Genomic DNA, 25,061 nt, shown 5'->3' on the forward strand with positions numbered 1-25,061 from the left:
TTGATTCTAAGCGCAATATCCCCGTAGATGGCCGTCCTCCGTTACCTGCAGCTCGATGTCTTCGCCCCCCGTCCCGGCACCGGCAACCCACTGGGCGCCGTCCTGGACGCCGACGGGCTCTCCAGCGGCCAGATGCAGGCCCTGGCCGCCTGGCTGAACCTGTCCGAGACGGTATTCTTCCTGCGCCCCAGCGCGCCCGGCGCCGATTACCACATCCGCATTTTCACCCCGACCCGCGAGCTGGCCTTTGCCGGCCACCCCAGCGTCGGCGCCGCCTGGGCGGCGGTGACCTGCGGCCTGGCGCAACCACGCGACGGTGCCCTGCTGCAGCAATGCGCGGCGGGGTTGCTGCCGGTACGGGTGAGCGGCCCGGCCGAGGCACTGCAGATCCAGCTGGCCAGCCCACCGGCGCAGCAACTGGACACAGCGGCGGACGGAGCGCCGGAAACGGTGCTGGCGCTGGCTGCCAGCGGGCACGTACCCGAGCTATGGGACAACGGCCCGCGCTGGTGGCTGCTGCCGCTGCGCGACGCCTCCGCCGTACGCAATCTGGTGCCGGACATGACCGCGCTGGCCGACTGGAGCCTCGCCACTGATGCCACCGGCCTGGCCGTGTTCGCCGACGAAACCTGCACCGACCATACCCGGGTGGTGCGCGCCTTCTGCCCAGCTGATGCGGCCGCCGTACCCGAGGACCCGGTGACCGGCAGCGCCAATGCCCTGATCGGCGCCTGGCTGCGGCAGCGCAACGCCCTGCCCGGCCGCGAGGGCCGCTACGTAGCCAGCCAGGGCCGCGAAGTCGGTCGCGATGGACGCGTGCAGGTCGAGGTCGATGCGCAGGGCACGGTCTGGATCGGCGGCCAGGTGCAGCCGGTCATCGACGGCCACATCCTCTGGTAGCCCATGGAAAAAGGGGACGGAGGGAATTAAGTCGCTTATGGCACATGGGGCACAAGCGACTTAATTCCCTCCGTCCCCTTTTTGGTGCCCCGCGCTACGCTATGCGGCCTGTTTACCGGAGTGCCGCCTGATGTCCACCCGCCGTTTCCTGCAGCTGGATGTGTTCTCCCCGCGCGCCGGCGCCGGCAATCCGCTGGCCGTGGTGCTCGATGCCGAGGGCCTGGACGACGCCAGCATGCAGGCCATCGCGCGCTGGACGCGCCTGCCCGAAACCACCTTCGTGTTCCCGCCGCAGGTCGCCGGTGCCAGTTACCGGCTGCGCATGTTCAGCCCGCAGAAGGAAGTTCCGTTTGCCGGCCACCCCAGCGTCGGCACCGCGCATGCGGTGCTGCAGACGGGGCTGGCCACAGCGACCGACGGTGTGCTGGTGCAGGACGGCATTGCCGGTGCCCTGCCGCTGCGCGTCAGTGGTGAGGGTGCGCAGCAGCGCATCGCCATCCGCACCCCGCGCGCGCAGCTGGCCGAGACTGCCGAGGCGACCGATCCACGCCTGCAGGCCGCACTGAAGGACTGGCCGCTGGGCACGCTGCCGCCGGCGCGCATGCAGGGCGGACGCAGCTGGTGGGTGGTGCACGTGGCCGATGAGGCCGCATTGCGCGCGCTGCAGCCGGACTGGGATGCGGTGGCCGCACTGGCCGAGTCCACCGACAGCATGGGCGTGTTCGCCTACGCCTTCAGCGATGGCGGTGAGGGCTTCGATCTGGCGGTACGTGCCTTCGTCGGCAATGGACGCCGCTTCGAGGACGCCGCCTCCGGTGCCGCCAATGCGGTGCTGGCCGCATGGTTGGACCTGCGCGATGCGCTGCCCCGTGGCCGCGCACCGTTCGAAGTCAGCCAGGGCCGCGAAGTCGGCCACGACGCGCGCTTGACCCTTTTCGTCGATGAAGACGGGGAAGTCTGGTCCGGTGGCCAGGTGCAGACTGTGATTGCCGGCACCATTGATTGGTGATCCGCAAGCTGTAGAGCCGAGCCCACGCTCGGCTGCTTTTCGGCCAGATCATGGAAGTTGCGTGAGCCGAGCGTGGGCTCGGCTCTACAGGTAGCGGCCGCTCAGCCCAGCTCGGCTTCCAGGCTGATCGGCACCGCGCTCAGTGCCTTGGACACCGGGCAGTTCTGCTTGGCGTCATCGGCAATCGCACGGAACTGCGTCGCGTCGATGCCCGGCACCACCGCCTTCACCTTCAGCCGGATCTGCGACAGCTGCGGGCCGCCTTCCAGCGACAGATCGACCTTGGCTTCGGTATCCAGCGAGGTCGGGGTGAAGCCGGCCTCGCCGAGCTTGGCCGACAGCGCCATGGTGAAACAGCCGGCGTGCGCGGCAGCGATCAGCTCTTCCGGATTGGTGCCCTTTTCGTCGCCGAAACGGCTGTTGAAGCCGTAGCGGGTCTTGTCCAGCAGCCCACTCTGCGGCGTGCTCAACTGCCCCTTGCCCGACTTCAGATCGCCTTCCCAGTGCGCGGTGGCGTGTCGCGAGATTCCCATGTGCTGCTCCTGCGTGACGGTGATGAACGGTCACCCTCGCACGGAAGGCGTTAGCCCTGCGTCGCTCCGCCGCACGCTGCAGGTCCACCGGAAACCGGACAACTGGTCACTTCCTCGCCAACCGGATACGCATTTTCCTCTTGTTTTCAGTGGTTTCGCGCATTCCACCGATGGGCCGGCGCCGGCCATCGCGTGCGCTGCCACCCCCCCTTTCCCCACTACCGGCCATGTACTGAATCGGCCTGGATATGAAAAAACATGCACTTTCAGCGCTTCGGGCTATTGGCGGCGCCCGAGAGTTGCCCTACATTGCGCTTGCCGACGGGGTTCGGCGCCGACCAAACAACCAACCGTTCACGGAACAGGAAACCATGGCAAAGACCGCTAAGAAGGCTGCCCCGAAGAAGGCAGTGAAGAAAGTCGCGACGAAGGCAGCCGCCAAGCCGGCCGCTCCGAAGCCGATCAAGGAAGTGCTGACCAAGTCCGGCCTGGTTGCACACATCGCTGAAGCCTCCGGCGTCATCGCCAAGGACGTCCGCGCTGTGCTGGCCTCGCTTGAAAGCGCCGTCGCCTCCTCGGTGCACAAGAAGGGCGCTGGCTCCTTCACCCTGCCGGGCCTGCTGAAGATCACCACCGTCAATGTGCCGGCCAAGCCGAAGCGCAAGGGCATCAACCCGTTCACCAAGGAAGAGCAGTGGTTCGCCGCCAAGCCGGCCACCACCAAGCTGAAGGTGCGTCCGCTGAAGAAGCTGAAGGACGCCGCGCTGTAAGCGCGCGCCCCAACGCGGATTCCGACGGGACGGCTCTGGCCGTCCCGTTTTTTTGTCCCAACCACAGCCCGCAACACAGCGTTGCCGCATCCCCGGGAATGCGCGTACAGGCCCGTCGCCATTGGCTGGGCGTGGTCCGTTGCGGCCCCGGAACGTACCGGGTGGAACACTGCGTGCAGCCCCGGCCATCGCCGCCGGGCACCGCCTTGCCTAAGGTGGGCACATCCTCCACAGCTACGGCGAGCACACCCTCATGGCCAGCCCCTCCACCCGCTACCGGATCTCGGTGACCCCCATCGAAAAGGACGGGCTGCAGTGCACCGGGCGCTGCACCATCGAACTGGAACATCGCGCCAGCCGCGACCTGATGCGCCTGCTGGAAGCGGCGCCGCGCACCGCTGGCATCAGCGGCGACGAGCGCGCGACCCTGGTGATCGCCACCCAGCTGCTGCGCGACATCGTGCAGCGCCACGCCGAAACCGAAGGCCATGCCCTGGCCGGCATCGCCACGCAGGTGCTGCCGGCGCTGGATGCACTGGAACAGCTGCCCTCCTCCCGCTGATCGCGGCACAGCCGATACACTGCCTCCTTCCGTTCGACTCGGGGAGGAGGCAGACATGCGCAGGTTCCTGATACTGATCGCACCGCTGGTGCTGCTGGCCTGTTCCCGGCCGCCATCGCAACCTCATCCAGCGGATGCCACACCGTCGGCCACGGCCGAGTCGGCTGCCCGCACGAAGTCACAGACGGCCGCAGAAGGCGATGCACCGGCCGTGCAGGCCATCGATGTCGATCCCCTGTTTGCCGCCGTCGCGGCCGAGGCCGAGCTGCCGGCGGGAATGCTCAATGCCTATGTCATGGCCCTGCTCAATCGCGATCGCAAGGCCGTCGACGCCGCGTGGACCTTCCCGCCCAGCGATGCACGACGCGCCGACGATGCCGCATTGCGCCAGCTCACGGACGTGCGCAGCCTGCGCCTGACCAGCGAACTACCGATCGCGCGCGACGGTCACCAGCCGCCGCAGCTGCTGGAGGTTCCGGTGCAGATCCGCGCAGTGACCGCTGAGGGCACCTTCCGCTTCGGCGGCTGGTACCGGGTGCAACCCCGTGCCGATGGCCGCGCCTGGCAGATCCAGTCGGCGCAACTGCGGCCAACGCTGGACTGAACCGTTGCAGCGGCATGCACGCACGATTCAGCCGGCAAGGCTACTCTTTGGTCCATCCATTCCGCATTCACCGGTCACCGCCATGCGCCTGCGTTCCCTGATGACCCGCCTCGCGGCCTCCACCGTGCTGATCGCCGCTGCGATCGGCGCCCAGGCCGCCCCCTCCATTTCCGGCCGCGAACTGTCGGTCGGCGCCAGCGACGTGCAGCAGTACCTCGATGGCAGCTTCCCGCGCACCCAGGACGCCCTGGGCGGCCTGATCGCCCTCACCATGAGTCACCCGCAACTGAGTCTTCCGGCCGGCGAACGGTTGAACCTGGGCATGGATGTGGCACTGGCCACCGCCGGTGGCAACCCGGCCAAGCTGGGCACGGTGAAGCTCAGCAGTGGGCTGCGCTACGACGCGCAGACCCAGGGCTTCCACCTGCAGCAGCCGAGCGTGGATGACTTCACGCCGGCCAACCAGGGCGGTCGCCTCGATTCGCGCACCCGCGGCCTGCTCAATGCCTGGCTGAGCGACTACGCCCAGCGCGAGCCGATCTACAAGCTGGACCCGGCCGTGGCCGGCCTGCTCGGCGCCCTGCAGGTGCAGTCGGCGCAGGTGAAGAACGGCAAGCTGGTGGTCACCTTCAACCAGAACCTGGGCAACCTGGTGCCGGCAGGCGTGCTGGGTAAATAAGGTAGTGCCGGCCGCTGGCCGGCATTACCGGCGGAAGATCACGCCGCCAGCGCTTTCACCACGGCCTCACTGAAGGCTGGGATGTCGTCCGGCTTGCGGCTGGTGATCAGGTTGCCATCGACCACGACCTCGGTGTCGCGCCATTTCCCGCCTGCGTTGGACAGATCCTGCTGCAGGGAAGGCCAGGACGTGACCTCGCGCCCCTCAGCCAGGCCGCTGTTGATCAGCAGCCACGGCCCATGACAAATCGCCGCCACGGGTTTGCCGGCTTCGTCTACTGCCCGGATGAAGCCGAGTACCGCCTCGTCGGTACGCAGCGTGTCCGGATTGATGACGCCTCCGGGCAGAACCACGGCATCGAAGCGTGCAGGATCGGCCTCATCCAGCGGAATATCCACCGCGACGGCGTCGCCCCAGTTCTTCTCCTTCCAGCCCTTGATCGTCGCTTCCCTTGCGGGCGAGACAACGCTGACGCGCGCGCCCTCCGCTTCCAGCAAACGCTTGGGTTCGGTCAGTTCGGACTGTTCGAAGCCGTGGGTGGCCAGGATGGCAATCTGCTTGCCTTTCAATCGCTCTGCCATGGGTGCACTCCGGTTGAGGGAGCCAACAGAATGGAAGAACGGCCCTTGCAGGGCGGTGACCCTGTCGTGCACGGCAGGTGGAGAGCCTCAAGGTAGTACCGGCCAGCGGCCGGCACTACCCGGTACCGGTCAGCGCTTGGGCTGCAGCATGGTGCCGGTGCACTTGGGCGAGCCGCAGCGGCACTCCCAGATCTTCTTCAGCTTGGCGGTGTGGCGCTCGGCCAGGGTGATGCCGTAGTTGTAGGTCAGCTCTTCGCCGGCCTTGATGTCACGCAGTGCCTCGATGAACACCTTGTCGCCACGGCTGTCGCCGTCCTCATCTTCCTCGATCACTGCCTCGCAGTTCGGGTCGCAGCTGTGGTTGATCCAGCGCGCGTCATTGCCCTTGTAGTTGGCATCGATCACCCAGTCGTCGTTGAGGGTGAACAGGAAGGTATGGCCACTTTCGACGTCGCCGCTGTCATCGGCATCAACGTCGCCGTGGCTGCGCAGCAGGCCCTTGTACTGGATCACGCGCTCGCCCTGCTTGATCGGGGCCACGGCGAACACGCCGTTGCCATGGATGGCGGACTTGCGGGCTTGGATCTTCTTCGGCATCGGCACGGGCTGTTTGCAGCGAATGGAACAGGGATTCTCGCCCATTCCGGGTGATTGCGAAAATCACCCCGTTGGCGCAGCATTGCGTCCTGGCAACGGCTCCGGTGTGTCCTCCCGGCCCGGCCCCAGCGCCGGCTGAATGCCCGGGTTGGATGGCGGCGAATAAAAGCGTACAATTTCAGTCCGCTTTAAGAACCACTCGCATCCCCATGTTGCGCGTCACCAAACTCACCGATTACGCCACCGTCGTGCTGACCGTGCTCGCCGCCCGTCCGGGCGAGGTACTCAGTGCCACCGAGCTGGCCGAATTCACCGGTCTGGAGCCGCCCACCGTCAGCAAGGTGCTCAAGCCGCTGGCCCAGGCCGGCCTGGTTGAAGGCCTGCGCGGCGTCCGTGGCGGCTACCGCCTGACCCGCCCGGCCATCGAGATCTCGCTGTTCGAAGTGGTCGAAGCGATGGAAGGGCCACTGGCCCTGACTGAATGCAGCCACGACCACCACCAGTGCGGCATGGCGCCCAAGTGTGGCGCGCGCAGCAGCTGGCGGCTGATCAACGACGTGGTTTCCGAGGCCCTGCGCGATGTCACCCTTGCGCAGATCCTGCCCCCTCTCCCCCTTGCCGATGACGAACAGCGCCGCACCATCGCTGTCGACGTCGTCTCCTGATCCGTAGGCAGCCCCCCATGGCCACCGAAACCATCGAAAACGTCGCCCACGACGACACCCCCAACCGCGAGATCCACGAGCAGCTCGGCCGCAAGTATTCGGCCGGCTTCATCACCGAGATCGAATCGGACTCCCTGCCGCCGGGCCTGGACGAGGACACCATCCGTGCCCTGTCGGCCAAGAAGGAAGAGCCGGAGTGGATGACGCAGTGGCGCCTGGACGCCTACCGTCACTTCCTGACCATGCCGATGCCGGACTGGGCCAAGCTGGAGATCGCGCCGATCGATCTGCAGGCGCTCAGCTACTACTCTGCGCCGAAGGGCCCGAAGTACGCCTCGCTGGATGACGTGCCCAAGGAGCTGCTGGACACCTACGACAAGCTGGGCGTGCCGCTGCACGAGCGCGCCAAGCTGGCCGGCGTGGCGGTGGATGCGGTGTTCGACTCGGTGTCCGTCGGTACCACTTTCCGCAAGGAACTGGCCGAGAAGGGCATCATTTTCTGCTCGATGTCCGAGGCCATCAAGGAACACCCGGAACTGGTCCGCCAGTACCTGGGCACCGTGGTGCCGGTGGGTGACAACTACTTCGCCGCGCTCAATTCGGCGGTGTTTTCCGATGGCAGCTTCGTGTTCATTCCCAAGGGCGTGCGCTGCCCGATGGAACTGAGCACCTACTTCCGCATCAACGCCGGCCACACCGGCCAGTTCGAGCGCACCCTGATCGTGTGCGAGGACAAGGCCTATGTGTCCTACCTGGAAGGCTGCACCGCGCCGATGCGCGATGAGAACCAGCTGCACGCCGCAGTGGTCGAGCTGGTCGCGCTGGAAGATGCGGAGATCAAGTACTCCACCGTGCAGAACTGGTACCCGGGCGACGAGAACGGCGTCGGCGGCATCTACAACTTCGTCACCAAGCGTGCCGAATGCCGTGGCGCGCGCAGCAAGGTCACCTGGACCCAGGTCGAGACCGGTTCGGCGATCACCTGGAAGTACCCGTCCTGCGTGCTGCTGGGCGACGACTCGGTCGGTGAGTTCCACTCCGTGGCGCTGACCCATCACCGCCAGCAGGCCGACACCGGCACCAAGATGATCCACGTCGGCAAGCGCACCAAGAGCAAGATCGTCAGCAAGGGCATCAGCGCCGGCCGCGGCCAGAACACCTACCGCGGCCTGGTGCGCGTGGACCGCAACGCCGATGGCGCGCGCAACTACACCCAGTGCGATTCCCTGCTGATCGGCAAGCAGTGCGGCGCGCACACCTTCCCCTACATCGAGGTGAAGAACCCGGGCGCCACCGTCGAGCACGAGGCCACCACCTCGAAAATTTCCGACGACCAGCTGTTCTACTGCCGCGCCCGTGGCATCAGCCAGGAAGACGCGGTGTCGATGATCGTCGACGGCTTCTGCAAGCAGGTGTTCCGCGAACTGCCGATGGAGTTCGCGGTGGAAGCCAAGAAGCTGCTGGAAGTCTCGCTGGAAGGTTCGGTGGGCTGACCGCCCGCGCCTGCCCCTCGCAAACGCATTCTCTTTACCGGCGGGCCGCGGCCCGCCCCACGGAAACCCCCACCATGCTGAAGATCGAAAACCTCCACGCCCGCATCGGCGACAAGGAAATCCTCAAGGGCCTGTCGCTGGACGTCCAGCCGGGCCAGGTGCACGCCATCATGGGCCCGAACGGCGCCGGCAAGTCCACCCTGGGCAATGTCCTGGCCGGCCGCGACGGCTACGAAGTGACCGAAGGCAGCGTGCAGTTCGACGGCGTCGACCTGCTGGGGCAGGACCCGGAAGCGCGTGCCGCCGCCGGCCTGTTCCTGGCGTTCCAGTACCCGGTGGAGATCCCGGGCGTGAACAACACCTACTTCCTGCGCGCGGCACTGAACGCCCAGCGCAAGGCGCGCGGTGAGGAAGAACTCGATTCCATGCAGTTCCTCAAGCTGGTGCGCCAGAAGCTGGCCGTGCTGCACCTGAAGGACGAACTGCTGCACCGTGGCGTCAACGAAGGCTTCTCCGGTGGCGAGAAGAAGCGCAACGAGATCTTCCAGCTGGCCGTGCTGGAACCGAAGCTGGCGATCCTGGACGAAACCGACTCGGGCCTGGACATCGATGCGCTGAAGAGCGTGGCCGATGGTGTCAACGCACTGCGCGCCGCCGACCGTTCGTTCCTGGTCATCACCCACTACCAGCGCCTGCTGGACTACATCAAGCCGGACGTGGTGCACGTGCTGGCCGATGGCCGCATCGTCAAGAGTGGCGGCCCGGAGCTGGCGCTGGAACTGGAAGCGCACGGCTATGACTTCCTGAAGGACCGGGTCGTGCCCGAGGCGGCGGTCTGATGAGCGCCCTGCTTGATTCGATGGCCCAGGCCTTCTGCGGCAGCGATGCGCGCCGCGAAGTGCTGGATGCGGCCCTGCGCGACGGCCTGCCGGCCGCCCGCAACGAAGCCTGGAAGTACACCTCGCTGCGCCAGCTGGAACGCCGTGCGTTCGCTGCGGCACCGCTGCAGGGCCCGGCGCTGGACGCCGCGCTGTTGGACGACATCCCGGCGCCGCGCCTGGTGTTCGTCAACGGTCGCCTGGATGCCGAGCTGAGCGACGTGCAGGCCCTGCCGGCCGGCGTGCAGCTGCAGCCGCTGTCGGCCGCACTGGCCTCCGGCGAAGACGCCGTGCGTTTCCTTGGCCGCCGCTACGAGCGCAGCGAGGAGATCTTCGCCCGCCTGAATGCCGCGCTGGCCGATGAAGGCGTAGTGCTGCGAGTGGATGAAGGCGTACAGGTCGACGTGCCGCTGCAGCTGGTGTTCGCCAGCGTCGCTGGCGACACCGATCTGGCCTGGCACCACCGGCACCTGATCGAACTGCGTGCCGGCTCCAGCCTGGGCGTGGTCGAGCACCGCTTCAGCGTGGGTGACTCCGCCCATCTGGACAACACCGTGCTGCATGCCCACGTCGCCCGTGATGCCGTGCTCAAGCACGCCCGCGTGCAGGCCGGCAGCGCGCGCCAGACCAGCTTCCTGCGCACCGACGCGGTGCTGGCCCGCGACGCGCAGTACCACCGCGTCGACCTGGAACTGGGCGCCGCGCTCAGCCGCCATGAACTGAACGTGCGCCTGGAAGGCGACAATGCCCAGCTGACCGCCAACGGCGTGCTGCTTGGCAATGGCCGCCGCCACGTAGAAACCCGCCTGGGCATCGACCACATCGCACGCGATACCGCCTGCGAGCTACTGTGGCGCGGCGTCGCCGCCAACCGCAGCCGCGTGGTGTTCCATGGTGGCATCCAGATCCGCGAAGGCGCCGATGGCACCGACGCGAACCTGTCCAACAAGAACCTGCTGCTGTCGGCCGATGCCGAGATCGACACCCAGCCGACGCTGGTGATCGACGCCGATGAAGTGAAGGCCGCGCACGGCGCGACCGTCGGACAGCTCGACGCCAACGCGCTGTTCTACCTGCGCTCGCGCGGCCTGCCGCAGGCACAGGCGCAGGCACTGCTGAGCGCCGCGTTCTGCCACGAGCCGTTGAAGATTCTGCCGGACGCACTGCGTGCGCAGCTGGCACGCCGCCTGGACAAGGCCCTCGCCGAGGCGGGTGTGGCATGAACCTGTCCACGCCGCGACCGATCGAAGAACGCACCGGCGCCCCCGACTGGGACCGCGTCCGCCTCGACTTCCCGCTGCTGATGCGTGAAGTGCATGGCAAGCCGCTGGTCTATTTCGACAATGCCAACACCGGCCAGAAGCCGGTGCAGGTGATCGGCGCGGTGGACGAGTTCTACCGCCGCTACAACGCCAACGTCAGCCGCGCGGTGCATGCACTGGGCAGCGAAGCCACCGACGCCTACGAAGGCGCACGCAATACGCTGGCGCGCTTCCTCAACGTGCGCCCCAGCGACCTGGTGCTGTGCAGCGGCACCACCTTCGCCATCAACCTGGTGGCCTACTCGTGGGCGCTGCCGCGGCTGAAGGCCGGTGACGTGATCCTGATCACGCGCATGGAGCACCACGCCAACATCGTGCCGTGGCAGCTGGTCGCGCAGCGTACCGGCGCCACCATCCGCGTGGCCGAGATCACCCCCGATGGCGCGCTGGACCTGGATGCGCTGCGCGCGGCGATGACCCCGGAGGTCAAGCTGCTGGCCGTCACCCACGTCTCCAACGTGCTGGGCACGGTCAACCCGGTGCGCGAGATCTGCCGCGAAGCGCGCAAGCGCGGCATCATCACCGTGGTCGATGGCTCGCAGGCGGTGCCGCACCGCAAGGTCGACGTCGCCGCGATCGGCTGCGACTTCTACGCGATCACCGGCCACAAGATGTGCGGCCCGACCGGCACCGGTGCGCTGTGGGCCCGTCGCGAGCACTTGGACGCGATGCCGCCGTTCCTCGGCGGCGGCGAGATGATCAAGGAAGTCAGCTTCGACGGCACCGTGTTCAACGATGCCCCGCACAAGTTCGAAGCCGGCACCCCGAACATCGCCGGTTTCATCGGCCTGGGTGTGGCTGCCGACTACCTGCAGCAGCTTGGCCAGGAGAACGTGGAAGCCCGCGAAGCCGAACTGCTGGCGCACTTCACCGAAGAGCTGCGCCGCGTCGACGGCCTGCGTATCATCGGCGAAGCGCCGGAGAAGGCCGCCGTGGTCTCGTTCCTGATCGACGGCGCGCATGCCCACGATCTGGCCACCCTTCTGGATCTGGAAGGCGTGGCCGTGCGCTCGGGCCAGCACTGCGCGCATCCGCTGCTGCAGTACTTTGGCGTTGCCGCGACCTGCCGTGCCTCGCTGGCGTTCTACAACACGCACGCCGAGATCGAGCGGTTCATGACCGCGCTGACCAAGGTGCGCAAGCTGCTGGGCTGAGGATTCGCCAGAATCGGGGAAGTATGAGAACGCCGCAGGAAACTGCGGCGTTTTTTTATTGCGCGCTGGACGCAAGCAAGCAGAGGCGTGACCGGGAAACACCGAGTGATGCCAGGAACGGGCAATCTCACCGTAATGCCGATCCATCCACCATCAACGGCCTTGAGGCGCCGCCCCCTACATGCCAACAAGCATGGATACCCCGGAGGCAATCAGGAAGACGTACATCACCACGACGCCCCTCAACACCCACCGTTCCCCCTGATGGAGCGTCTGCCCTTTGGAAGTAAGGGCAAGCACTGCAATACCGCGCAAGCACCTAAGAATGCTCTAAAAAACTCCGCTCTTGCTCCACAGTGATGGCCGCTGCAGCTGGATTAGAGCTCTGCGATGCTAAGGATCAATGACTTATCAAACATGCAGAACGGTCAGTCTCTTCGCCGTGGTCCTTTTGAGGAACTATTCAGACTATCCCCGGCACGCATCCTTCTAGCCAGCAAACCGAAGTAAGCGCCACCAATTGCTGCGCCGAAAGATAGCAATAGACTAAAAATCATCAGTGCTTTTGGTTGTTCATAGCTACCGATTACTAAGGAAAGGAACCAGAATGCAACTTCGGCACCAATGAATGCGATGACTGTGGATAAATAGACCCTATGAACCCAGATGAAGGCAAAGGACGCACAAGCAACGAAGGTGGCTAATGAGTTCACTGCCTGGAACAGAATTTCTTGCGAAAAAGGGCCAACGGCAGCTGCGATCTCTGACTGGAAGAACCCCATCGGAACCCCTGCAAGCAGAGTCGCGATCACCAGCCCTCCTGTTTGTAGGCCTGCACCCAGCCAGAATCGAGCCTTCCCCTCTCCCTCAAGCCATGCCTTGCTCGCCATCTAAAAACCTCAGCCTTTAACGTTTAGCACGAGTATTTACACCGCCAGAGCTACGAGGCAGCGTCGCGTTTGCTTCACGCTCTGCAGAAAGCCCCGCCCCGACGGCATCACCGACGACTTTTCCGGCAACGGCACCAGCTGCGCTGGCGGCTGCAGCGCCAATCTTTCCATCAAGAGCTTTTTCTACTGTTTTGGAGGCAATGTCACCAGCTGCAACCTCCATACCCTTATCAACAGGATTTCCGTCATTGACAATCTCCGATCCGATCTCAACCACATCCTTGATTGGAGCGGCTCGACTGCCAGCAATTATCGAGTTCAGCACAACCTTATCATTCTCTCTCTGGCGCTCCTGAGCTTCGGCATAGAGCTTATCTGCCTTTTCAGCGTCTCCGTCGGAACTTACTATTGCTCTGATTAGCCGGCCAAGTTGAGCTGCGCTACTTCCTCGCACCCCCTGCCTGCTCGTGCGCCCGTCAGGGTCCGTAAACTTGTAAGGATTGCCGTTGGCATATCTGTATCGATTGAACTGCTCAACTGGCTGCTGATAAGCAGTCACAGGGTCAGTTGATAGAAACATGCCCGACTGCGGATCCATGTACCGCTGCTGCATATAACTCAGCCCGGTCCCCGAGTCCGTCACATGCCCCGTATATCCCGGCCCATCCTTCAACGGCCGATTCACCACCGCCCCATACGGCTCATACACCGTACGCTCGATGACGTTTCCGCTGGCATCGGTGACCGCCACCGGTGAACCCAGTGCATCAGTGTGGATGTACTCGACGACTTCCTGTGCGGCTGCCGGAGCCACGCAGGCCACGAGCACCACCACCGCGAGTGCCGCCCGAATCAACAGCAAAGAGAGTCCATTCATGGCTTAGTCCCAGCTCAGTACGCCGCGGGTGACAGGGAAGTCTGCGGACCATGCCGAACAGCCACCGGCGTTGCAGGCCCTGACAATGTAGAGACTGGCGCAGTAGGTCCCGCCGCTCGACTGCACGTAGGTATTGGGGCCGGTGTACAGGCGCCGTCCAGCTCCGGAAGGCTCAAGCTGATACTCCGTTGCCCCCGGAACCGCGCGCCAGCCGACGCTGCATTGCACCTGATAGGGCGCCTTGCGCGTGCTGAGCCACTCGGCCACGTAGATCTGAGTGGCCGCGGGAGGAAGCATCACGGAGACACTGGCGATGCCCGAGTAGGGACTGCATCCCGCGAAATTGCATGCCCTCACGCGATAGGCGTAGCTGCCATTGCCACGGCTGGCACCAAAGCTGTTCCCGCCGCCGTTATGCACCACCGTCCAGCCACCGCCGTTGGCACTCTCCTCCAGCACGAAGCTCTCGCTGTTGGCCGGCACCGACCAGCTCAGGCTGTACTGCGGCACGTTCACCAGGCCCGGCGCGCTGATCACCGGCTCGATCGTCGGCGGTCCGATCACCGCTACCGTCGACGTGGCCGACCAGGGTCCGCAGCCCGCGCCATTGCAGGCGGCAACCCGATAGCCATAGTTGCCCACACCGCGCGCAGCGGTGGCATGGGAACCTGCGTTGCCGTCGAACAGCGTGACCCATCCGCCACCATTGCTGCTCTCCTGCAAGGTGTAACGCGTGGCACCAGCCACCCCGTTCCAGCCAATACCAATACTGCCGGGCGCAGCGCGTGCCGGCGCAGAGAGTCCGGGCGCAGTGGCAGGCGGATATACGACCGTCACCGCAGCCGTGGCGCTGTATCCCGTGCACCCCACCGGGTTACATGCGCGAACCCGGTAGTTGTAGCTTCCCGCTGCCTTGCCACTGAAGGCCTTGGACTGGCCAATGGCGTTGTGCACCTGGACCCAAGCGCCGCCATTGGCGCTTTCCTCCAGCTCATAGCGCTCGGCACCGGAAGCCGCAGACCAAGCCACGTTGTAGCTGCCGTTGAAGGCCGTGGCAGGCACGTTCAAGGTCGGCACCGTGGATGGCGCCAATGCCACGGCCACTGACGCGACGTTGCTCCATCCGCCGCACACCGCACGACAGCCGCGCACCCGGAACTGATAGGTCCCCGTGACCAGGCCGGTGCTGGTGAATGATTGCGCCGCGCCATCGAAGACCGTGCTCCAGGTGCCCGCAAGGGCACGCTGCAGCTCATAGCGATTGGCACCACCTGCCGGGCTCCAGGTCAGGTTCACGCTGCCCTGGGTGATGTAGCCCGGCGCACTCAGCGCGGGAACGCTGGGTGCGGCTTCGCCATGCACCTGGGACACCAGGCTGCCTGACAGGTAGAGATAGTCGGTCTGCTTGCCGGTACGCTCGTTGCGCTGGAATCGCAGCACACCGCCGTTGTCGTAGAACGAGTAGATTGCCCCCTTGCCACTGGCGCTGGCCTTCACCCGACGACCGTGGGCGTCGTACTCGTAGCTCTCTGCTGTTCCGGCCGCGCGCAGCCGGTTGCCGTAGTCAAACGCGAAAGCCTGGCCATTGCGCACCGAAAGATTGCCCTGCACGTCATAGCCAAGACCGGTCACGGTTGCCCCGGTTCCGGTTTCGATCACGTTGACCAGCCGATTGGTCGGATCGAAATAGTGCGTACGATCGCGGCTGCCGACCTTGGCACGGCGCAGGTTGTCCAGCGCGTCATACTCATACAATGCGTTGCCGAAGCCCGGCGCAGTGACCGTCCGCAACCGGTCCAGGCCGTCATAGGTCATGTCCCGGTTGCCGGGCGCCCCGGGCAGGCCATCGGAAATGGCCATCACATTGCCGCCGGCATCGTAGTCGTAGCTGTCATCCAGCACTGCGGCCGCTGCAGTGGCATCGCGGCTGCGGTCAGGCAGTCCGCGGGCATTCTGGGTCAACGTGTGCACGATTCCGTTGCCATATACAAAGCGGGCCAACGCGCCGTTGGCGAAGTAACTGGCCTCCTTCGCATAGCCGCCGACCGTCGTCGCCCTACCCAGTGCGTCCGGCGCATAGCTGACGACACGACCGCCCGGATAGGTATTGCTGGCCAGTGTGCCGTTGGCATCGTAGCCATAGGCCAGGCTCAGATTACCCAGATCCGGATGCTGCAGGGTTTCGCCGCTGAGCAGGCGGCGGCGGTTGTACTGGTAGCGGTTAACGACCATCGGCCGGGCCGGATCGTTCTGCGTGCTGATCTCGGCAGGCAGACCATCAGGCGCGTAGGACCAGTTCTGATTTCCGCGCCCATCCGGGAAGATCAGGGTCGACAAGCGGTTGGCGGCGTCGTAACTACGCTTCACCGCACGTCCACTGGCCAGCGCTTCATTGCGATTGCAGTCGGTGGTGCTGGTCAAACCCGTGCCGGCCGCCGACCACAGCACGTTGCCTGCCGCGTCGTAGTCCTGCACGGTCGCACCGGTTTCCGGCTCGATGGTCTTGCACAGCTGCTGATAGCCGTCATAGACGTAGCGGCGGGTGAGCGACTGGCTGCCATCTGCATTGCGGCGGGTGATCGCCAGCGGCTTGCCCAACGTGTCTCGCTGGATCTCGGTCACCACGCCTTCCGGGTGCTGCAGCGTCAGCGGCATCTCGTAGCTGGGCTGGTCGTAGGCAAGGTGACGGGTCGTCGTGGCCTGGCCGTGGGGGTTGGTCACCTTCAACGACAGGTTGCCCACGTACTCGGTGCGGGTAACCAGCGCCCCCAGCTCGGACGATTGACTGACCACGGTGGGGCGACCCAGCGCGTCGTACTGCGTCGTGGTGCCGGTCAGAGTGGCATTGATATCGGAGAGCTGCCGCGTGGGATACGAGGCAAACACAGTCTTGCCGCTGGTGTCGTAGCGGGTCACCACGGCACTGTCCAGCACGTTGTTGACGTTTTCGGTCACCAGCACCGGGCGGAACATCGCGTCCAGGTAGGTATCCGTGCGCCGCCCGCCCTGCGTGCGGGAGTGTTTCCATGCCCCGGCGGGCACCCCCAGCTGCGCGCCACCCAGTTGCTGCAGGTCCATGGTTACGCCATTCCAGTTCACGCTGTCGCCACCGGGGAACTGCTGGCTGCGCAGCCTGCCCATGCTGTCATAGGTGAAGCTGGTGGTTGCGCCGGTTTCGTCGGTCAGCGAGGTGATCCAACCGTTGTCGTCCACGGCAACCGTGCGCACCGCACCATTGGGCGCTTCGGGCGTGGCCGGCATGCGGAGCTGCTGCGGAACACCACGCTTCCATCCCGACAGATGGCTGGTATTTCCACGGCCATCGGCCACCGAGGCAACCGTGCCGTCGGCTGCATAGGTCACCTGCTGCGCCAGGCGGCCAAATGCGTAGGCGCGCAGCGGCAGTGCTTTGGCCGTATCGAATTCGGTGCGGGACTGTTCGATGCCATTGAGCACACTGCGCGCCGTCTGGCCGTTCACCCACAGCGCGGGATTGTCGTAGTAGCTGGTGCTGGTGGTGCGACTCTGGCCGGTGGAATTCGCTTCAACGACGGTGACTTCGCGCGCAAATGCATCAAAGGCCTGCACGGTGCGGGTGAACTGCACGCCATCCTGTTCCACCACAGTGGATTGGACGGGACGGTTGTAATGGGCCTTGAGATCGTTCGCACCGTACTTGAAGTCCTTGCCGGCCTCCTTCGGGAAGGGCGCCGCATCCAGCTGGGCATCTGGATAGTAGTTATTGCGGTCAACGCGCACGACCGAGCCGCCCGATCGCGTTGTCGTGGACAGCAACAGGCCGTCGTTGTAGGCAACTTCCTTGCCGAACTCGTAGACGCGAACAACACCATCGGGCAACGTCTCGGTGGTGATCTTCGGCTCTGCCTGGCCTACGGGGATTACTGGACCGCCCAGATCCTGGGCGAAAGCACCGTTGAGATTGGTGTATTGATAAGTCCACTGTGCAGTGGGCATCCCCGGACCGCTGATGGTCTTGGTCACCAGCGACATTGCGTCACGGTAGACCGGCGTGTAGTTCCAGCCATCGGCAAACAGGTGATTGTCGCCAGAGGTCTGGCAATCCAGCTTTACATTCTTGCGCCCGTGGCGGAACGGGCGGAACAGGAACGTTCCCAGCGCACCCGACGGATGCTGGATGCTCAGGGTGATCTCGCTGGGCACGATCTTGTTGACGCGCGAGCATGTGGCCGGGTAGTCCATGTACTCCCAGATGCTCTGCCCGATGTAGTCGGCATACTTGTGGGTGACTGACAGCGGCGGCAGGTTGTAGACCCATTGGGTTCCGTCCGGCAGCGTCACTGTCCGCAGGATATCGGCCTCCGTGTACCCGTAAATCCAGGTGCGCCCTGCAGCGGTTGCGGATGCGATCAGTCCTTTCGCGTTGTAGGCCAGGCTGATCTCGCGGCCATCGTTGGCAACCATGCGCAACAGCCGGTCGCCGCTCCACTCGTAGCGCACCCAGTTGCCGAAGCGATCCACAACCTGCGATGGGTACAGGAACACAAGCTTTCGATTCAGCAGTGCATTGCTTTCAGGTCCGTAGGGTTGCAGCGTTGCACCGTTGTGGGGCTTGGCGACCATCCAGTCGAAGTAGTACTTAGTGCCGTCGGGAGCATGGCCAAGGAAGCCTTGTCCCGGCTGTCCACTCTTCAGGGCGGTCAGGCAACTGAACGTCCAGCCGCCCTTGGTATTCCAAGGCGCCGGTTCGCCAAACTGTGGCTGCGGCTGACGCGCATCACCGCTGCCTCCCAGGACCGGCTCACCGCCACCACCTGGCAGGGAGAGGCGCACGCCATCCCAGAAAGTATTGGGATAGAAATTTACGGTCTGGGTGCGGCGACGGTTCCAGACCTCCAGTGACGGAGGCGCCGCCACCGTACTGCAGCGCGCAGCGGGCGCCCAATAGCCGACAGCAGCGGTCTCCGGCAGATCGCCATAGACGCCGGACATGGACGGGATATCCAGATCCCAATCCGAGAATGGGCTCTCACTACTGCGATCGCCATCGCGATAGCTGCGGCCCAAGGTCATCGTCAGGCTGCCATTGCCCGGAATCGAAATATCCGTGGCCTTGAAGCTGATCGAGCCGTCATAGAGGTTGACCTGCTCGCCGAAGATCTCGCCCTTCAGCGGTTCGACAAGGTCCCCGTACTTCAGTCGCTTGTCGTACTCCTGGCGCCAGGTGGGAACGATCTGGGCGGAAACGCCGACCGGTGCCAGCACGCACAGGGCAATGAAACCGAGAAACAGACCCTTGGCAGCCGTTGCGGCGCGCGGATGAGAAATGAGGCCAGACTGCATGAAGATCCTCCCTGGATCGACGTCCCTGTGTGCCCCACCCGCGCCGAACGGCAGTTGACCTTCGACCAGGCGGCACCCACGCCGGCAGACAGCCACGCGTTGCTTCACGGTGGGCGGGTGCTGGTCACAGATATGAACGAATAATGAAGATGGCGTCAAGTCTACGTATTGGCCACACTCGGCAAAGTCACGTCAGCCATCAGCCTCCCGTGCCCTTCCCCGCTCCACCTAGAATGTCCCCATGAGCACCCTGACCTTCCGCGCCGCCACGCCGGCCGACATCCCCGCCCTTATTGCCCTCGTCACCTCGGCCTACCGCGGCGATGCCAGCCGCGTCGGCTGGACCACCGAAGCCGACCTGCTGGACGGCGCCCGCATCGACGCCGAAGGCATCCAGGCCGACCTGGACCGCCCGTGCTCCACCATTCTGCTGGCCGAGCGCGGGGATCAGCTGGTGGCCTGCGCCCATGTCGCCGATGTCGACGGCAAGGGCTACTTCGGCATGTTCTCGGTTGACCCGGCCCAGCAGGGCGGCGGCGTCGGCAAGCAGCTGATGGACGCCGCCGAAGCCCACGCCGCACGCGAATGGAATGTGCCGGTGATGCAGATGACCGTGATCGACATCCGCGACGAACTGATCGCCTTCTATGAGCGCCGCGGTTACCAGCGCACCGGCATCAAGAAGCCGTTCCCGTACGGCGACGAGCGTTTCGGCATTCCCAAGCGCGACGACCTGCGCTTCGAGATCCTGGAAAAGCCGCTGGCCGGAGCCGCCGCGTGAGCGATACCTGGACCTTCGTCTGTGCCGGCACCGAGCTGCTGCCGGGTGAAATGAAGAGCGTGTTCGACGAAGTGACCGGCACGCCGATCGTGGTCTTCAACCTCGACGGTGAGTTGTACGCGCTGGAAGACCAGTGCACGCATGAAGAGTTCGAACTGTCCTCCGGCGAGTTCAACACGACCGAAGGCAGTGTGGAGTGCGTGCTGCACGGCGCGCGCTTCGACGTGCGTGACGGGCGCGCCCTGTGCGCCCCGGCCTACAGCCCTGTGCCCAAGTTCCCGGTGAAGCGCGAGCACGATGCCGTCTGGACCCGCGACGACCGGGACTGAGGCGGTACGCGGCCTGGAGAGACCCCCAAAAGGGCGCCCCGCGAGAGAGCATCACCCATGAGGTGGATCTACCGGAAGGCCACTAGAGCCTTCCCAGCGCGTCCCCGGACCATCTCGGGGGCCCGCCATGACCCGTACATGCGAATCATTATCGTTTATGTTATTCTACGTAACATCTTCGTAACGACTCCGACCCTGCGCCATGGCTTCGCCCGCGCCCACCGCCACGCTGTGCCAGCTTGCCCGCCAAGGGTGGCCGCTGCTCGTGGCCGTGCTGCTGACGCTGCTGCTGGGCTGGTCGGCACTGCACGAAGGACGCGGCAACAACCCGGCCACCCACGGCTGGCAGGCACACGCTGAAGATCTGCAGCAGGTCATGCCGATGCCGGCTCCGCCGGCCGGCGAGTGCCCGCAGCACGCCGTACCGGCACCGGAGCCCCCGCTTGATGGCGAGGGCACCTCGCCCTGCACCGGCATGGCCCCCGCGCGCGCCCCCCTGGTCGCGCATATCCCGCTGTGGCGCTCCGACGCCCTGCGCTGGCAGCTGCGCGATCCCGCACTGCGGTTGAACCCCGGCCACGCTCCGCCCGCACCGCACGCCAGCTGAGGCGCCCTGCGGCCGTTGCCGTGCGCCTGAGGTCGTTCACCGCGTAGCCGGGCATCGGCTCAGCACTACAGAAACAGCTTTCTACGTGCCGTCGCGCTGTCTGCGCTTCGGCCCTCGCCCTTTCCTGATCCAAGCCACCGCCACCCAGACCATGACCCACATCACGTCCCGCAAGCACGCTCCGCGCGTTTCCCTGATCGCTACCGCCACCCTGGCCGCCGGCTTCGCACCGCTGGCCGCACAGGCTGCCGACAGCGCCGATGCCGGCTCCCGCAAGGCCACCGACCTGGACAAGGTGCAGGTGCGCGGCAGCTGGTTCAATCCGTCCTCGCCGAAGTTCACCGCCGAGCTGCTGGACACCCCGAAGTCGGTGTCGATCGTGTCGGAGAAGCTGATCGCCGAAACCGGTGCAACCAACCTGCAGGATGCGCTGCGCATGGTCCCGGGCATCACCTTCGGTGCCGGCGAAGGCGGCAATCCGACCGGCGACCGCCCCTTCATCCGTGGCTTTGATTCGCAGAGCAACATCTTCGTCGACGGCCTGCGCGACGTCGGTTCGCAGACCCGCGAAATCTTCGATCTGGAGCAGGTGGAAGTGGTCAAGGGCCCGAGTTCGGCCTACGGTGGCCGTGATTCCGGTGGTGGCAGCCTGAACCTGGTGAGCAAGACGCCGAAGTTGAAGAACGAGACCAGCGCCAGCATGGGCATCGGTACCGACAGCTATGCGCGCGGCACCGTGGATGCCAACTACGTGCTGGGCGATGGCATCGCCGCCCGCCTGAACCTGATGAAGCACGCGTCGGACATCGCCGGCCGCGACGCCGCCAATGTCAGCCGCTGGGGCATCGCACCGTCGATCGCGTTCGGCCTGAACGGCCCGGCGCAGCTGATCGCCAGCCACTACCACATGCAAAGTGATGACCTGCCGGACGCGGGTGGTTTCCCGTACGGCAACCCGAACGGTGCGCCGGCCTCGAAGTGGGTCGACGGCCGTCCGATGGTGCCGGACCGCAACAACTACTACGGTCTGGTCGATCGTGATTTCCAGCGCACCCGCGCCGACATCAGCACCCTGGACGCCAGCTACGATTTCGGCGGTCACAAGCTGCGCAACATTGCGCGCCTGGGCAACACCAGCAACGACTACCTGTGGACCCAACCGGACGACAGCCAGGGCAACCCGAACAACTACGGCACCTTGTGGCGCCGTACCAACAGCCGCGCCGTCGACGTCAAGAGCTTCGCCGACCAACTGGGCCTGACCGGCGCCTTCCAGACCGGTGCGCTCAAGCACAGCTACAGCGCCGGCGTCGAGTACAGCGACGAGAAGATGACCCGTGGCAGCTATCTGATGACCCCGGGCACCAGCAACCCGCTCACCGGCAACAGCAAGTGCCCGACCACCGGCGCGGCCACCGGCTACAACTGCACCAGCTTCGCCAACCCGAACCCGAACGATCCGTGGGCGGCTACCCACTCGGTGTACCGCAGCGACAAGGCGCTGGACGTCGAGCAGCGCACCAAGACCAAGTCGGCCTACCTGTTCGATACCATCGAGCTCAACGCACAGTGGAGCTTCAATGTCGGCCTGCGCTACGACGACTACAGCACCACTCTGACCACCCCGGTGGCCGGCAAGGCACCGACCCGCGTGCGCAATGACAATGACTTCCTGAACTACCAGGCTGGTGTCGTCTTCAAGCCGCTGGAGAACGGCAGCATCTACCTGTCGTGGGGCACCTCCTCGACCCCGCCGGGCATGGACGGCGGTGACGGTTCGGACGGCCTGAGTGCTGCCGTGGCCGACCTCAAGCCGCAGGACACCAAGAACCTCGAACTGGGTACCAAGTGGGACCTGCTGGACAACCGCCTGAACCTGACCGCGGCGATCTTCCACACCGTGATGAACAACGCGCGTGTGACCATCGACAACGGCACCAGCCAGAACGCCGGCAAGAAGGAGATCAATGGCTTCGAGCTGGGCTTCACCGGCCAGTTGACCGATGCCTGGAGCCTGTACGGCGGCTACACCTACCTGGATTCGGAACTGAAGGACAACGGCTTCGTCTGCGCCGTGTCCGGCCGCACCTGCCCATCCAACGTCTACGTGCCGTCGCCGAACAACGGCAACGTGTTCCCGAACACCGCCAAGCACAGCGCCAACCTGTGGACCACCTACCGCTTCCCGATCGGCCTGACCATCGGCGCCGGTGCGTTCTACTCGGACAAGCAGTACGGTGACGTCGCCAACACCAAGTGGATTGCCAGCTACACCCGCTTCGACGCGATGGCCAGCTACGCGATCCAGGACAACATCAGCCTGCAGCTCAACGTGCAGAACCTGACCGACAAGACCTACTTCACCAAGGCCTATGCCTCGCACTACGCGAGCATCGCCCCGGGTCGCTCGACCACCCTGGCACTGAACGTGAAGTTCTGATGTAACTCCGCTCCACCACGGCGGCAGGCTCTCCTGCCGCCGTTTTTGTTTCCGGCGATACTCACCCCATGTTTACCCGCACTCCCATCGACAGCGACGCCCTGGCCGAGCTGCTGCAGCACGATCCGCAGGCTGCCTTCGCGCGCGTGCGCGACGCTGCGCAGGCCGGACAGGTCGAGGCACAACTGCTGCTCGCGCAGATGCACATGGAAGGCAAAGGCACCGCACAGGACGCCTCGGCGGCACTGCTCTGGTATGAAACCGCCGCCAACAACGGCGCGCCGATGGCGATGAACATGCTTGGCCGCTGCCATGAACTGGGCCAGGGCACCGCCCCCGACCCGACACTCGCCGCGGTGTGGTACCGGCGCGCTGCCGACACCGGCCTGGACTGGGGCCTGTACAACCTCGCCAACCTGCTGGCCACCGGCCGCGGCGTTCCGCCGGACCGCGCGCAGGCACTGGCCCTGTACACCCGTGCCGCGCACCTGGGCCACGCCAAATCGATGAACCTGCTGGCCCGCCACCTCGAAGACGGACTGGACACCGCGCCCGATCCGCAGGCGGCGCTCGCCTGGTACCGGCGCGCGGCTGAAGCCGGTGATTTCCGCGGCCAGGCCAACTACGCCTCCATCCTGCTGCAGGCCGGCCAGATCGAGCAGGCCGTGCACTGGCTGCGGCTCGCACTGGCCCACGGCAGCCCTGCGTTCATGGCGCACATCGTGCCGGAACTGGCCGCGTCGCCGCATCCGCAGGTGCGCGCCCTGGTCGCACCGCCGTCCCTCTGAGGAGTTCCGCATGCTGCTGCACATCCCCGACATTCTCAGCGCAGACCAGGTGGCCGACTTTCGCCGCCGACTGAATGCCTCCGACTGGACCGATGGCCGCGAGACCGTCGGCCATCTGGGCGCGCAGGCCAAGCACAACCAGCAGCTGCCCGAGGCCTCGCCGCTGCGCCGCGAACTGGGCGAGATCATCCTCGTCGCGCTGGCCCGGCACCCGCTGTTCTTCAGCGCGGCGCTGCCACTGAAATACCTGCCGCCGCGTTTCAACCGCTACAGCGGTGGGGGCACCTATGGCTTCCATGTCGATGGCGCGGTGATGAACCTGGCCAACGGCGAACAGCTGCGCTCGGATATCTCCTGCACCCTGTTCCTGTCGGCGCCGGACGAATACGAAGGCGGCGAGCTGATCATCAGCGATACCTACGGCGAGCACGAAGTGAAGCTGCCCGCTGGCGACCTGATCGTGTACCCGTCCAGCAGCCTGCATCAGGTGCGCCCCGTCACTGCCGGCGCGCGCGTGGCCTCGTTCTTCTGGGTGCAGAGCATGATCCGCGACGATGTGCAGCGCCGCCTGCTGTGGGAAATGGACGGCTCAATCGAACGCCTGCGGCAGACCGGCGGCGACCCCGAGGCGGTGCTCCAGCTGACCGGCGTGTACCACAACCTGCTGCGGCGCTGGAGCGAAGTCTGAGCCCCACCTGGCCGGCCTGCGACAATTTGGCAATCATTCTCATTTGCAACAGCTAACGGCTCTCATTACAATCACGCCCCGTTGATGCCGGCCGCTGCCGGCAGACCCTTGGGGACCCCTGCTTGCTGCGCCCGCTTCGCCCTCGCCCACTGATCCATCGCAAGATGGGCACCGCCATGCGCGGCCAGCGTCCTGCGCTGGCCAGCCTGCTGGCGTGGGTGGCGATGCTGGCTTTGCTGCTGGGCACCCTGCCGCTGCTGCCACACGGCCAGGCCGGAATGGCCGTGCAGATGCCGCTGGAAGAGCGCGGTGGCGAAGCGCCCCCGCAGGAAGAAGCACCGGCCAAACTGCGCCGCTGTGCTGCCGCTCCGGTGAAATCGGCCGAAAAGGCACACCCCCCACTGCTGCTGGCCAGCCAATGGCTGCGCACCGAGCTTGAACTCGTACCCGCCACGCCGGCCATGCCCGGCGTGCGCCCGGACTGGCCGCTGGCAGCTCCGGACACGCCCTGGGCCGACGCGCCCGGGCGCCGCCAGCAACGCGGCCAGGCGCCGCCGCTCGCCTGATCCACGGCCCCGCGTGACCGCCTGCG

General features: G+C 65.5%; 24 protein-coding genes. 18 read left to right on the forward strand and 6 right to left on the reverse strand.

Annotation, left to right across the window (positions count from 1 at the left end; translation table 11 throughout):
• Nucleotides 1-27: 27 nt before the first annotated feature.
• Nucleotides 28-900, forward strand: coding sequence for a PhzF family phenazine biosynthesis protein (locus tag V3B46_RS06180; RefSeq protein WP_329891412.1), 873 nt, complete (start codon nt 28-30; stop codon nt 898-900).
• A 130-nt stretch (nt 901-1,030) separates the two neighbouring features.
• Entirely contained in the window at nt 1,031-1,909 is an 879-nt protein-coding gene (locus V3B46_RS06185; protein ID WP_329891413.1) for a PhzF family phenazine biosynthesis protein, read from the forward strand.
• 101 nt (nt 1,910-2,010) lie between these two features.
• On the opposite strand, the gene V3B46_RS06190 is transcribed toward V3B46_RS06185, so the two are convergent.
• A complete protein-coding gene (locus V3B46_RS06190; RefSeq protein ID WP_005408443.1) occupies nt 2,011-2,442 on the reverse strand; it encodes an OsmC family protein in 432 nt (143 codons plus the stop codon).
• A 371-nt stretch (nt 2,443-2,813) separates the two neighbouring features.
• On the opposite strand from V3B46_RS06190, the gene V3B46_RS06195 reads away from it, so the two are divergent.
• The 4 genes from V3B46_RS06195 to V3B46_RS06210 all read left to right on the forward strand — a co-directional run bounded on the left by V3B46_RS06195 (nt 2,814) and on the right by V3B46_RS06210 (nt 5,057).
• Entirely contained in the window at nt 2,814-3,212 is a 399-nt protein-coding gene (locus V3B46_RS06195; RefSeq protein WP_010483539.1) for an HU family DNA-binding protein, read from the forward strand.
• Nucleotides 3,213-3,465: 253 nt separating this feature from the next.
• Nucleotides 3,466-3,774: a DUF3861 family protein gene (locus V3B46_RS06200; RefSeq protein WP_154262635.1), complete on the forward strand. Its 309-nt coding sequence runs from the start codon at nt 3,466-3,468 to the stop codon at nt 3,772-3,774.
• Between the two features lie 55 nt (nt 3,775-3,829).
• Nucleotides 3,830-4,378 carry a hypothetical protein gene (locus V3B46_RS06205; RefSeq protein WP_154262633.1) on the forward strand — a complete coding sequence of 183 codons (549 nt, stop codon included), beginning with the start codon at nt 3,830-3,832 and terminating at the stop codon, nt 4,376-4,378.
• Between the two features lie 82 nt (nt 4,379-4,460).
• Nucleotides 4,461-5,057: a YceB family lipoprotein gene (locus tag V3B46_RS06210; protein WP_012510326.1), complete on the forward strand. Its 597-nt coding sequence runs from the start codon at nt 4,461-4,463 to the stop codon at nt 5,055-5,057.
• 38 nt (nt 5,058-5,095) lie between these two features.
• Here V3B46_RS06210 and V3B46_RS06215 read toward each other — a convergent pair whose 3' ends face one another.
• Together V3B46_RS06215 and V3B46_RS06220 are read right to left on the reverse strand one after the other, a co-directional pair.
• Nucleotides 5,096-5,638 carry a type 1 glutamine amidotransferase domain-containing protein gene (locus V3B46_RS06215; RefSeq protein ID WP_154262632.1) on the reverse strand — a complete coding sequence of 181 codons (543 nt, stop codon included), beginning with the start codon at nt 5,636-5,638 and terminating at the stop codon, nt 5,096-5,098.
• Between the two features lie 129 nt (nt 5,639-5,767).
• The gene (locus tag V3B46_RS06220; protein ID WP_012479369.1) at nt 5,768-6,235 is read right to left on the reverse strand and encodes an SET domain-containing protein; all 468 of its coding nucleotides are present in this window, start codon (nt 6,233-6,235) and stop codon (nt 5,768-5,770) included.
• Nucleotides 6,236-6,444: 209 nt separating this feature from the next.
• On the opposite strand from V3B46_RS06220, the gene V3B46_RS06225 reads away from it, so the two are divergent.
• The 5 genes from V3B46_RS06225 (at nt 6,445) to V3B46_RS06245 (ending at nt 11,747) form a co-directional block, all read left to right on the forward strand.
• Nucleotides 6,445-6,900, forward strand: a complete 456-nt coding sequence (locus tag V3B46_RS06225; protein WP_005408436.1) for an SUF system Fe-S cluster assembly regulator — start codon at nt 6,445-6,447, stop codon at nt 6,898-6,900.
• A 17-nt stretch (nt 6,901-6,917) separates the two neighbouring features.
• Nucleotides 6,918-8,393 carry a Fe-S cluster assembly protein SufB gene (gene sufB, locus V3B46_RS06230; protein ID WP_043396952.1) on the forward strand — a complete coding sequence of 492 codons (1,476 nt, stop codon included), beginning with the start codon at nt 6,918-6,920 and terminating at the stop codon, nt 8,391-8,393.
• A gap of 74 nt (nt 8,394-8,467) precedes the next feature.
• Nucleotides 8,468-9,232 carry a Fe-S cluster assembly ATPase SufC gene (gene sufC, locus V3B46_RS06235; protein WP_125894200.1) on the forward strand — a complete coding sequence of 255 codons (765 nt, stop codon included), beginning with the start codon at nt 8,468-8,470 and terminating at the stop codon, nt 9,230-9,232.
• Nucleotides 9,232-10,494 (forward strand): Fe-S cluster assembly protein SufD, encoded by a 1,263-nt coding sequence (gene sufD, locus V3B46_RS06240; RefSeq protein WP_329891414.1) that lies wholly within the window; start codon nt 9,232-9,234, stop codon nt 10,492-10,494. Before sufC ends, sufD begins: the two co-directional genes overlap by 1 nt.
• The gene (locus V3B46_RS06245; protein WP_010483557.1) at nt 10,491-11,747 is read left to right on the forward strand and encodes a cysteine desulfurase; all 1,257 of its coding nucleotides are present in this window, start codon (nt 10,491-10,493) and stop codon (nt 11,745-11,747) included. Before sufD ends, V3B46_RS06245 begins: the two co-directional genes overlap by 4 nt.
• Before the next feature lie 428 nt (nt 11,748-12,175).
• Here the strand turns inward: V3B46_RS06245 and V3B46_RS06250 are convergent, their stop codons facing one another.
• The 3 genes from V3B46_RS06250 to V3B46_RS06260 form a co-directional block, all read right to left on the reverse strand.
• A complete protein-coding gene (locus V3B46_RS06250; protein ID WP_329891415.1) occupies nt 12,176-12,559 on the reverse strand; it encodes a hypothetical protein in 384 nt (127 codons plus the stop codon).
• Nucleotides 12,560-12,653: 94 nt separating this feature from the next.
• Complete coding sequence (locus V3B46_RS06255) at nt 12,654-13,514, reverse strand: RHS repeat domain-containing protein (protein WP_329891416.1); 861 nt, start codon at nt 13,512-13,514, stop codon at nt 12,654-12,656.
• Nucleotides 13,515-13,517: 3 nt separating this feature from the next.
• Nucleotides 13,518-18,836 carry a wall-associated protein gene (locus tag V3B46_RS06260; protein ID WP_329891417.1) on the reverse strand — a complete coding sequence of 1,773 codons (5,319 nt, stop codon included), beginning with the start codon at nt 18,834-18,836 and terminating at the stop codon, nt 13,518-13,520.
• A 241-nt stretch (nt 18,837-19,077) separates the two neighbouring features.
• Between V3B46_RS06260 and V3B46_RS06265 the strand changes: the two genes are divergently transcribed.
• The 7 genes from V3B46_RS06265 to V3B46_RS06295 all read left to right on the forward strand — a co-directional run bounded on the left by V3B46_RS06265 (nt 19,078) and on the right by V3B46_RS06295 (nt 25,035).
• Nucleotides 19,078-19,617: a GNAT family N-acetyltransferase gene (locus tag V3B46_RS06265; protein ID WP_329891418.1), complete on the forward strand. Its 540-nt coding sequence runs from the start codon at nt 19,078-19,080 to the stop codon at nt 19,615-19,617.
• A complete protein-coding gene (locus V3B46_RS06270) occupies nt 19,614-19,946 on the forward strand; it encodes a non-heme iron oxygenase ferredoxin subunit (protein ID WP_100437470.1) in 333 nt (110 codons plus the stop codon). Before V3B46_RS06265 ends, V3B46_RS06270 begins: the two co-directional genes overlap by 4 nt.
• A 202-nt stretch (nt 19,947-20,148) precedes the next feature.
• Nucleotides 20,149-20,553, forward strand: a complete 405-nt coding sequence (locus tag V3B46_RS06275) for a hypothetical protein (RefSeq protein ID WP_329891419.1) — start codon at nt 20,149-20,151, stop codon at nt 20,551-20,553.
• Between the two features lie 151 nt (nt 20,554-20,704).
• Nucleotides 20,705-22,993: a TonB-dependent receptor gene (locus tag V3B46_RS06280; RefSeq protein ID WP_329891420.1), complete on the forward strand. Its 2,289-nt coding sequence runs from the start codon at nt 20,705-20,707 to the stop codon at nt 22,991-22,993.
• 68 nt (nt 22,994-23,061) lie between these two features.
• Nucleotides 23,062-23,781: a tetratricopeptide repeat protein gene (locus tag V3B46_RS06285; RefSeq protein WP_329891421.1), complete on the forward strand. Its 720-nt coding sequence runs from the start codon at nt 23,062-23,064 to the stop codon at nt 23,779-23,781.
• 10 nt (nt 23,782-23,791) lie between these two features.
• The gene (locus V3B46_RS06290) at nt 23,792-24,469 is read left to right on the forward strand and encodes a Fe2+-dependent dioxygenase (protein WP_329891422.1); all 678 of its coding nucleotides are present in this window, start codon (nt 23,792-23,794) and stop codon (nt 24,467-24,469) included.
• A 164-nt stretch (nt 24,470-24,633) separates the two neighbouring features.
• A complete protein-coding gene (locus tag V3B46_RS06295) occupies nt 24,634-25,035 on the forward strand; it encodes a hypothetical protein (RefSeq protein ID WP_329891423.1) in 402 nt (133 codons plus the stop codon).
• The last annotated feature ends 26 nt before the right edge of the window (nt 25,036-25,061 follow it).

Source organism: Stenotrophomonas sp. SMYL11 (genome assembly GCF_036320005.1).
GTDB lineage: Bacteria > Pseudomonadota > Gammaproteobacteria > Xanthomonadales > Xanthomonadaceae > Stenotrophomonas > Stenotrophomonas maltophilia_A.

Coding starts and splice junctions, on each gene's coding strand:
- V3B46_RS06180 (WP_329891412.1), top strand. CDS start 28: ATGGCCGTCCTCCGTTACCTGCAGCTCGATGTCTTCGCCCCCCGTCCC.
- sufB (WP_043396952.1), top strand. CDS start 6,918: ATGGCCACCGAAACCATCGAAAACGTCGCCCACGACGACACCCCCAAC.
- V3B46_RS06195 (WP_010483539.1), top strand. CDS start 2,814: ATGGCAAAGACCGCTAAGAAGGCTGCCCCGAAGAAGGCAGTGAAGAAA.
- V3B46_RS06285 (WP_329891421.1), top strand. CDS start 23,062: ATGTTTACCCGCACTCCCATCGACAGCGACGCCCTGGCCGAGCTGCTG.
- V3B46_RS06280 (WP_329891420.1), top strand. CDS start 20,705: ATGACCCACATCACGTCCCGCAAGCACGCTCCGCGCGTTTCCCTGATC.
- V3B46_RS06220 (WP_012479369.1), bottom strand. CDS start 6,235: ATGCCGAAGAAGATCCAAGCCCGCAAGTCCGCCATCCATGGCAACGGC.
- V3B46_RS06210 (WP_012510326.1), top strand. CDS start 4,461: ATGCGCCTGCGTTCCCTGATGACCCGCCTCGCGGCCTCCACCGTGCTG.
- V3B46_RS06225 (WP_005408436.1), top strand. CDS start 6,445: ATGTTGCGCGTCACCAAACTCACCGATTACGCCACCGTCGTGCTGACC.
- V3B46_RS06275 (WP_329891419.1), top strand. CDS start 20,149: ATGGCTTCGCCCGCGCCCACCGCCACGCTGTGCCAGCTTGCCCGCCAA.
- V3B46_RS06215 (WP_154262632.1), bottom strand. CDS start 5,638: ATGGCAGAGCGATTGAAAGGCAAGCAGATTGCCATCCTGGCCACCCAC.
- V3B46_RS06295 (WP_329891423.1), top strand. CDS start 24,634: ATGGGCACCGCCATGCGCGGCCAGCGTCCTGCGCTGGCCAGCCTGCTG.
- sufC (WP_125894200.1), top strand. CDS start 8,468: ATGCTGAAGATCGAAAACCTCCACGCCCGCATCGGCGACAAGGAAATC.
- V3B46_RS06265 (WP_329891418.1), top strand. CDS start 19,078: ATGAGCACCCTGACCTTCCGCGCCGCCACGCCGGCCGACATCCCCGCC.
- V3B46_RS06205 (WP_154262633.1), top strand. CDS start 3,830: ATGCGCAGGTTCCTGATACTGATCGCACCGCTGGTGCTGCTGGCCTGT.
- V3B46_RS06185 (WP_329891413.1), top strand. CDS start 1,031: ATGTCCACCCGCCGTTTCCTGCAGCTGGATGTGTTCTCCCCGCGCGCC.
- V3B46_RS06200 (WP_154262635.1), top strand. CDS start 3,466: ATGGCCAGCCCCTCCACCCGCTACCGGATCTCGGTGACCCCCATCGAA.
- V3B46_RS06245 (WP_010483557.1), top strand. CDS start 10,491: ATGAACCTGTCCACGCCGCGACCGATCGAAGAACGCACCGGCGCCCCC.
- V3B46_RS06290 (WP_329891422.1), top strand. CDS start 23,792: ATGCTGCTGCACATCCCCGACATTCTCAGCGCAGACCAGGTGGCCGAC.
- V3B46_RS06190 (WP_005408443.1), bottom strand. CDS start 2,442: ATGGGAATCTCGCGACACGCCACCGCGCACTGGGAAGGCGATCTGAAG.
- V3B46_RS06260 (WP_329891417.1), bottom strand. CDS start 18,836: ATGCAGTCTGGCCTCATTTCTCATCCGCGCGCCGCAACGGCTGCCAAG.
- V3B46_RS06255 (WP_329891416.1), bottom strand. CDS start 13,514: ATGAATGGACTCTCTTTGCTGTTGATTCGGGCGGCACTCGCGGTGGTG.
- sufD (WP_329891414.1), top strand. CDS start 9,232: ATGAGCGCCCTGCTTGATTCGATGGCCCAGGCCTTCTGCGGCAGCGAT.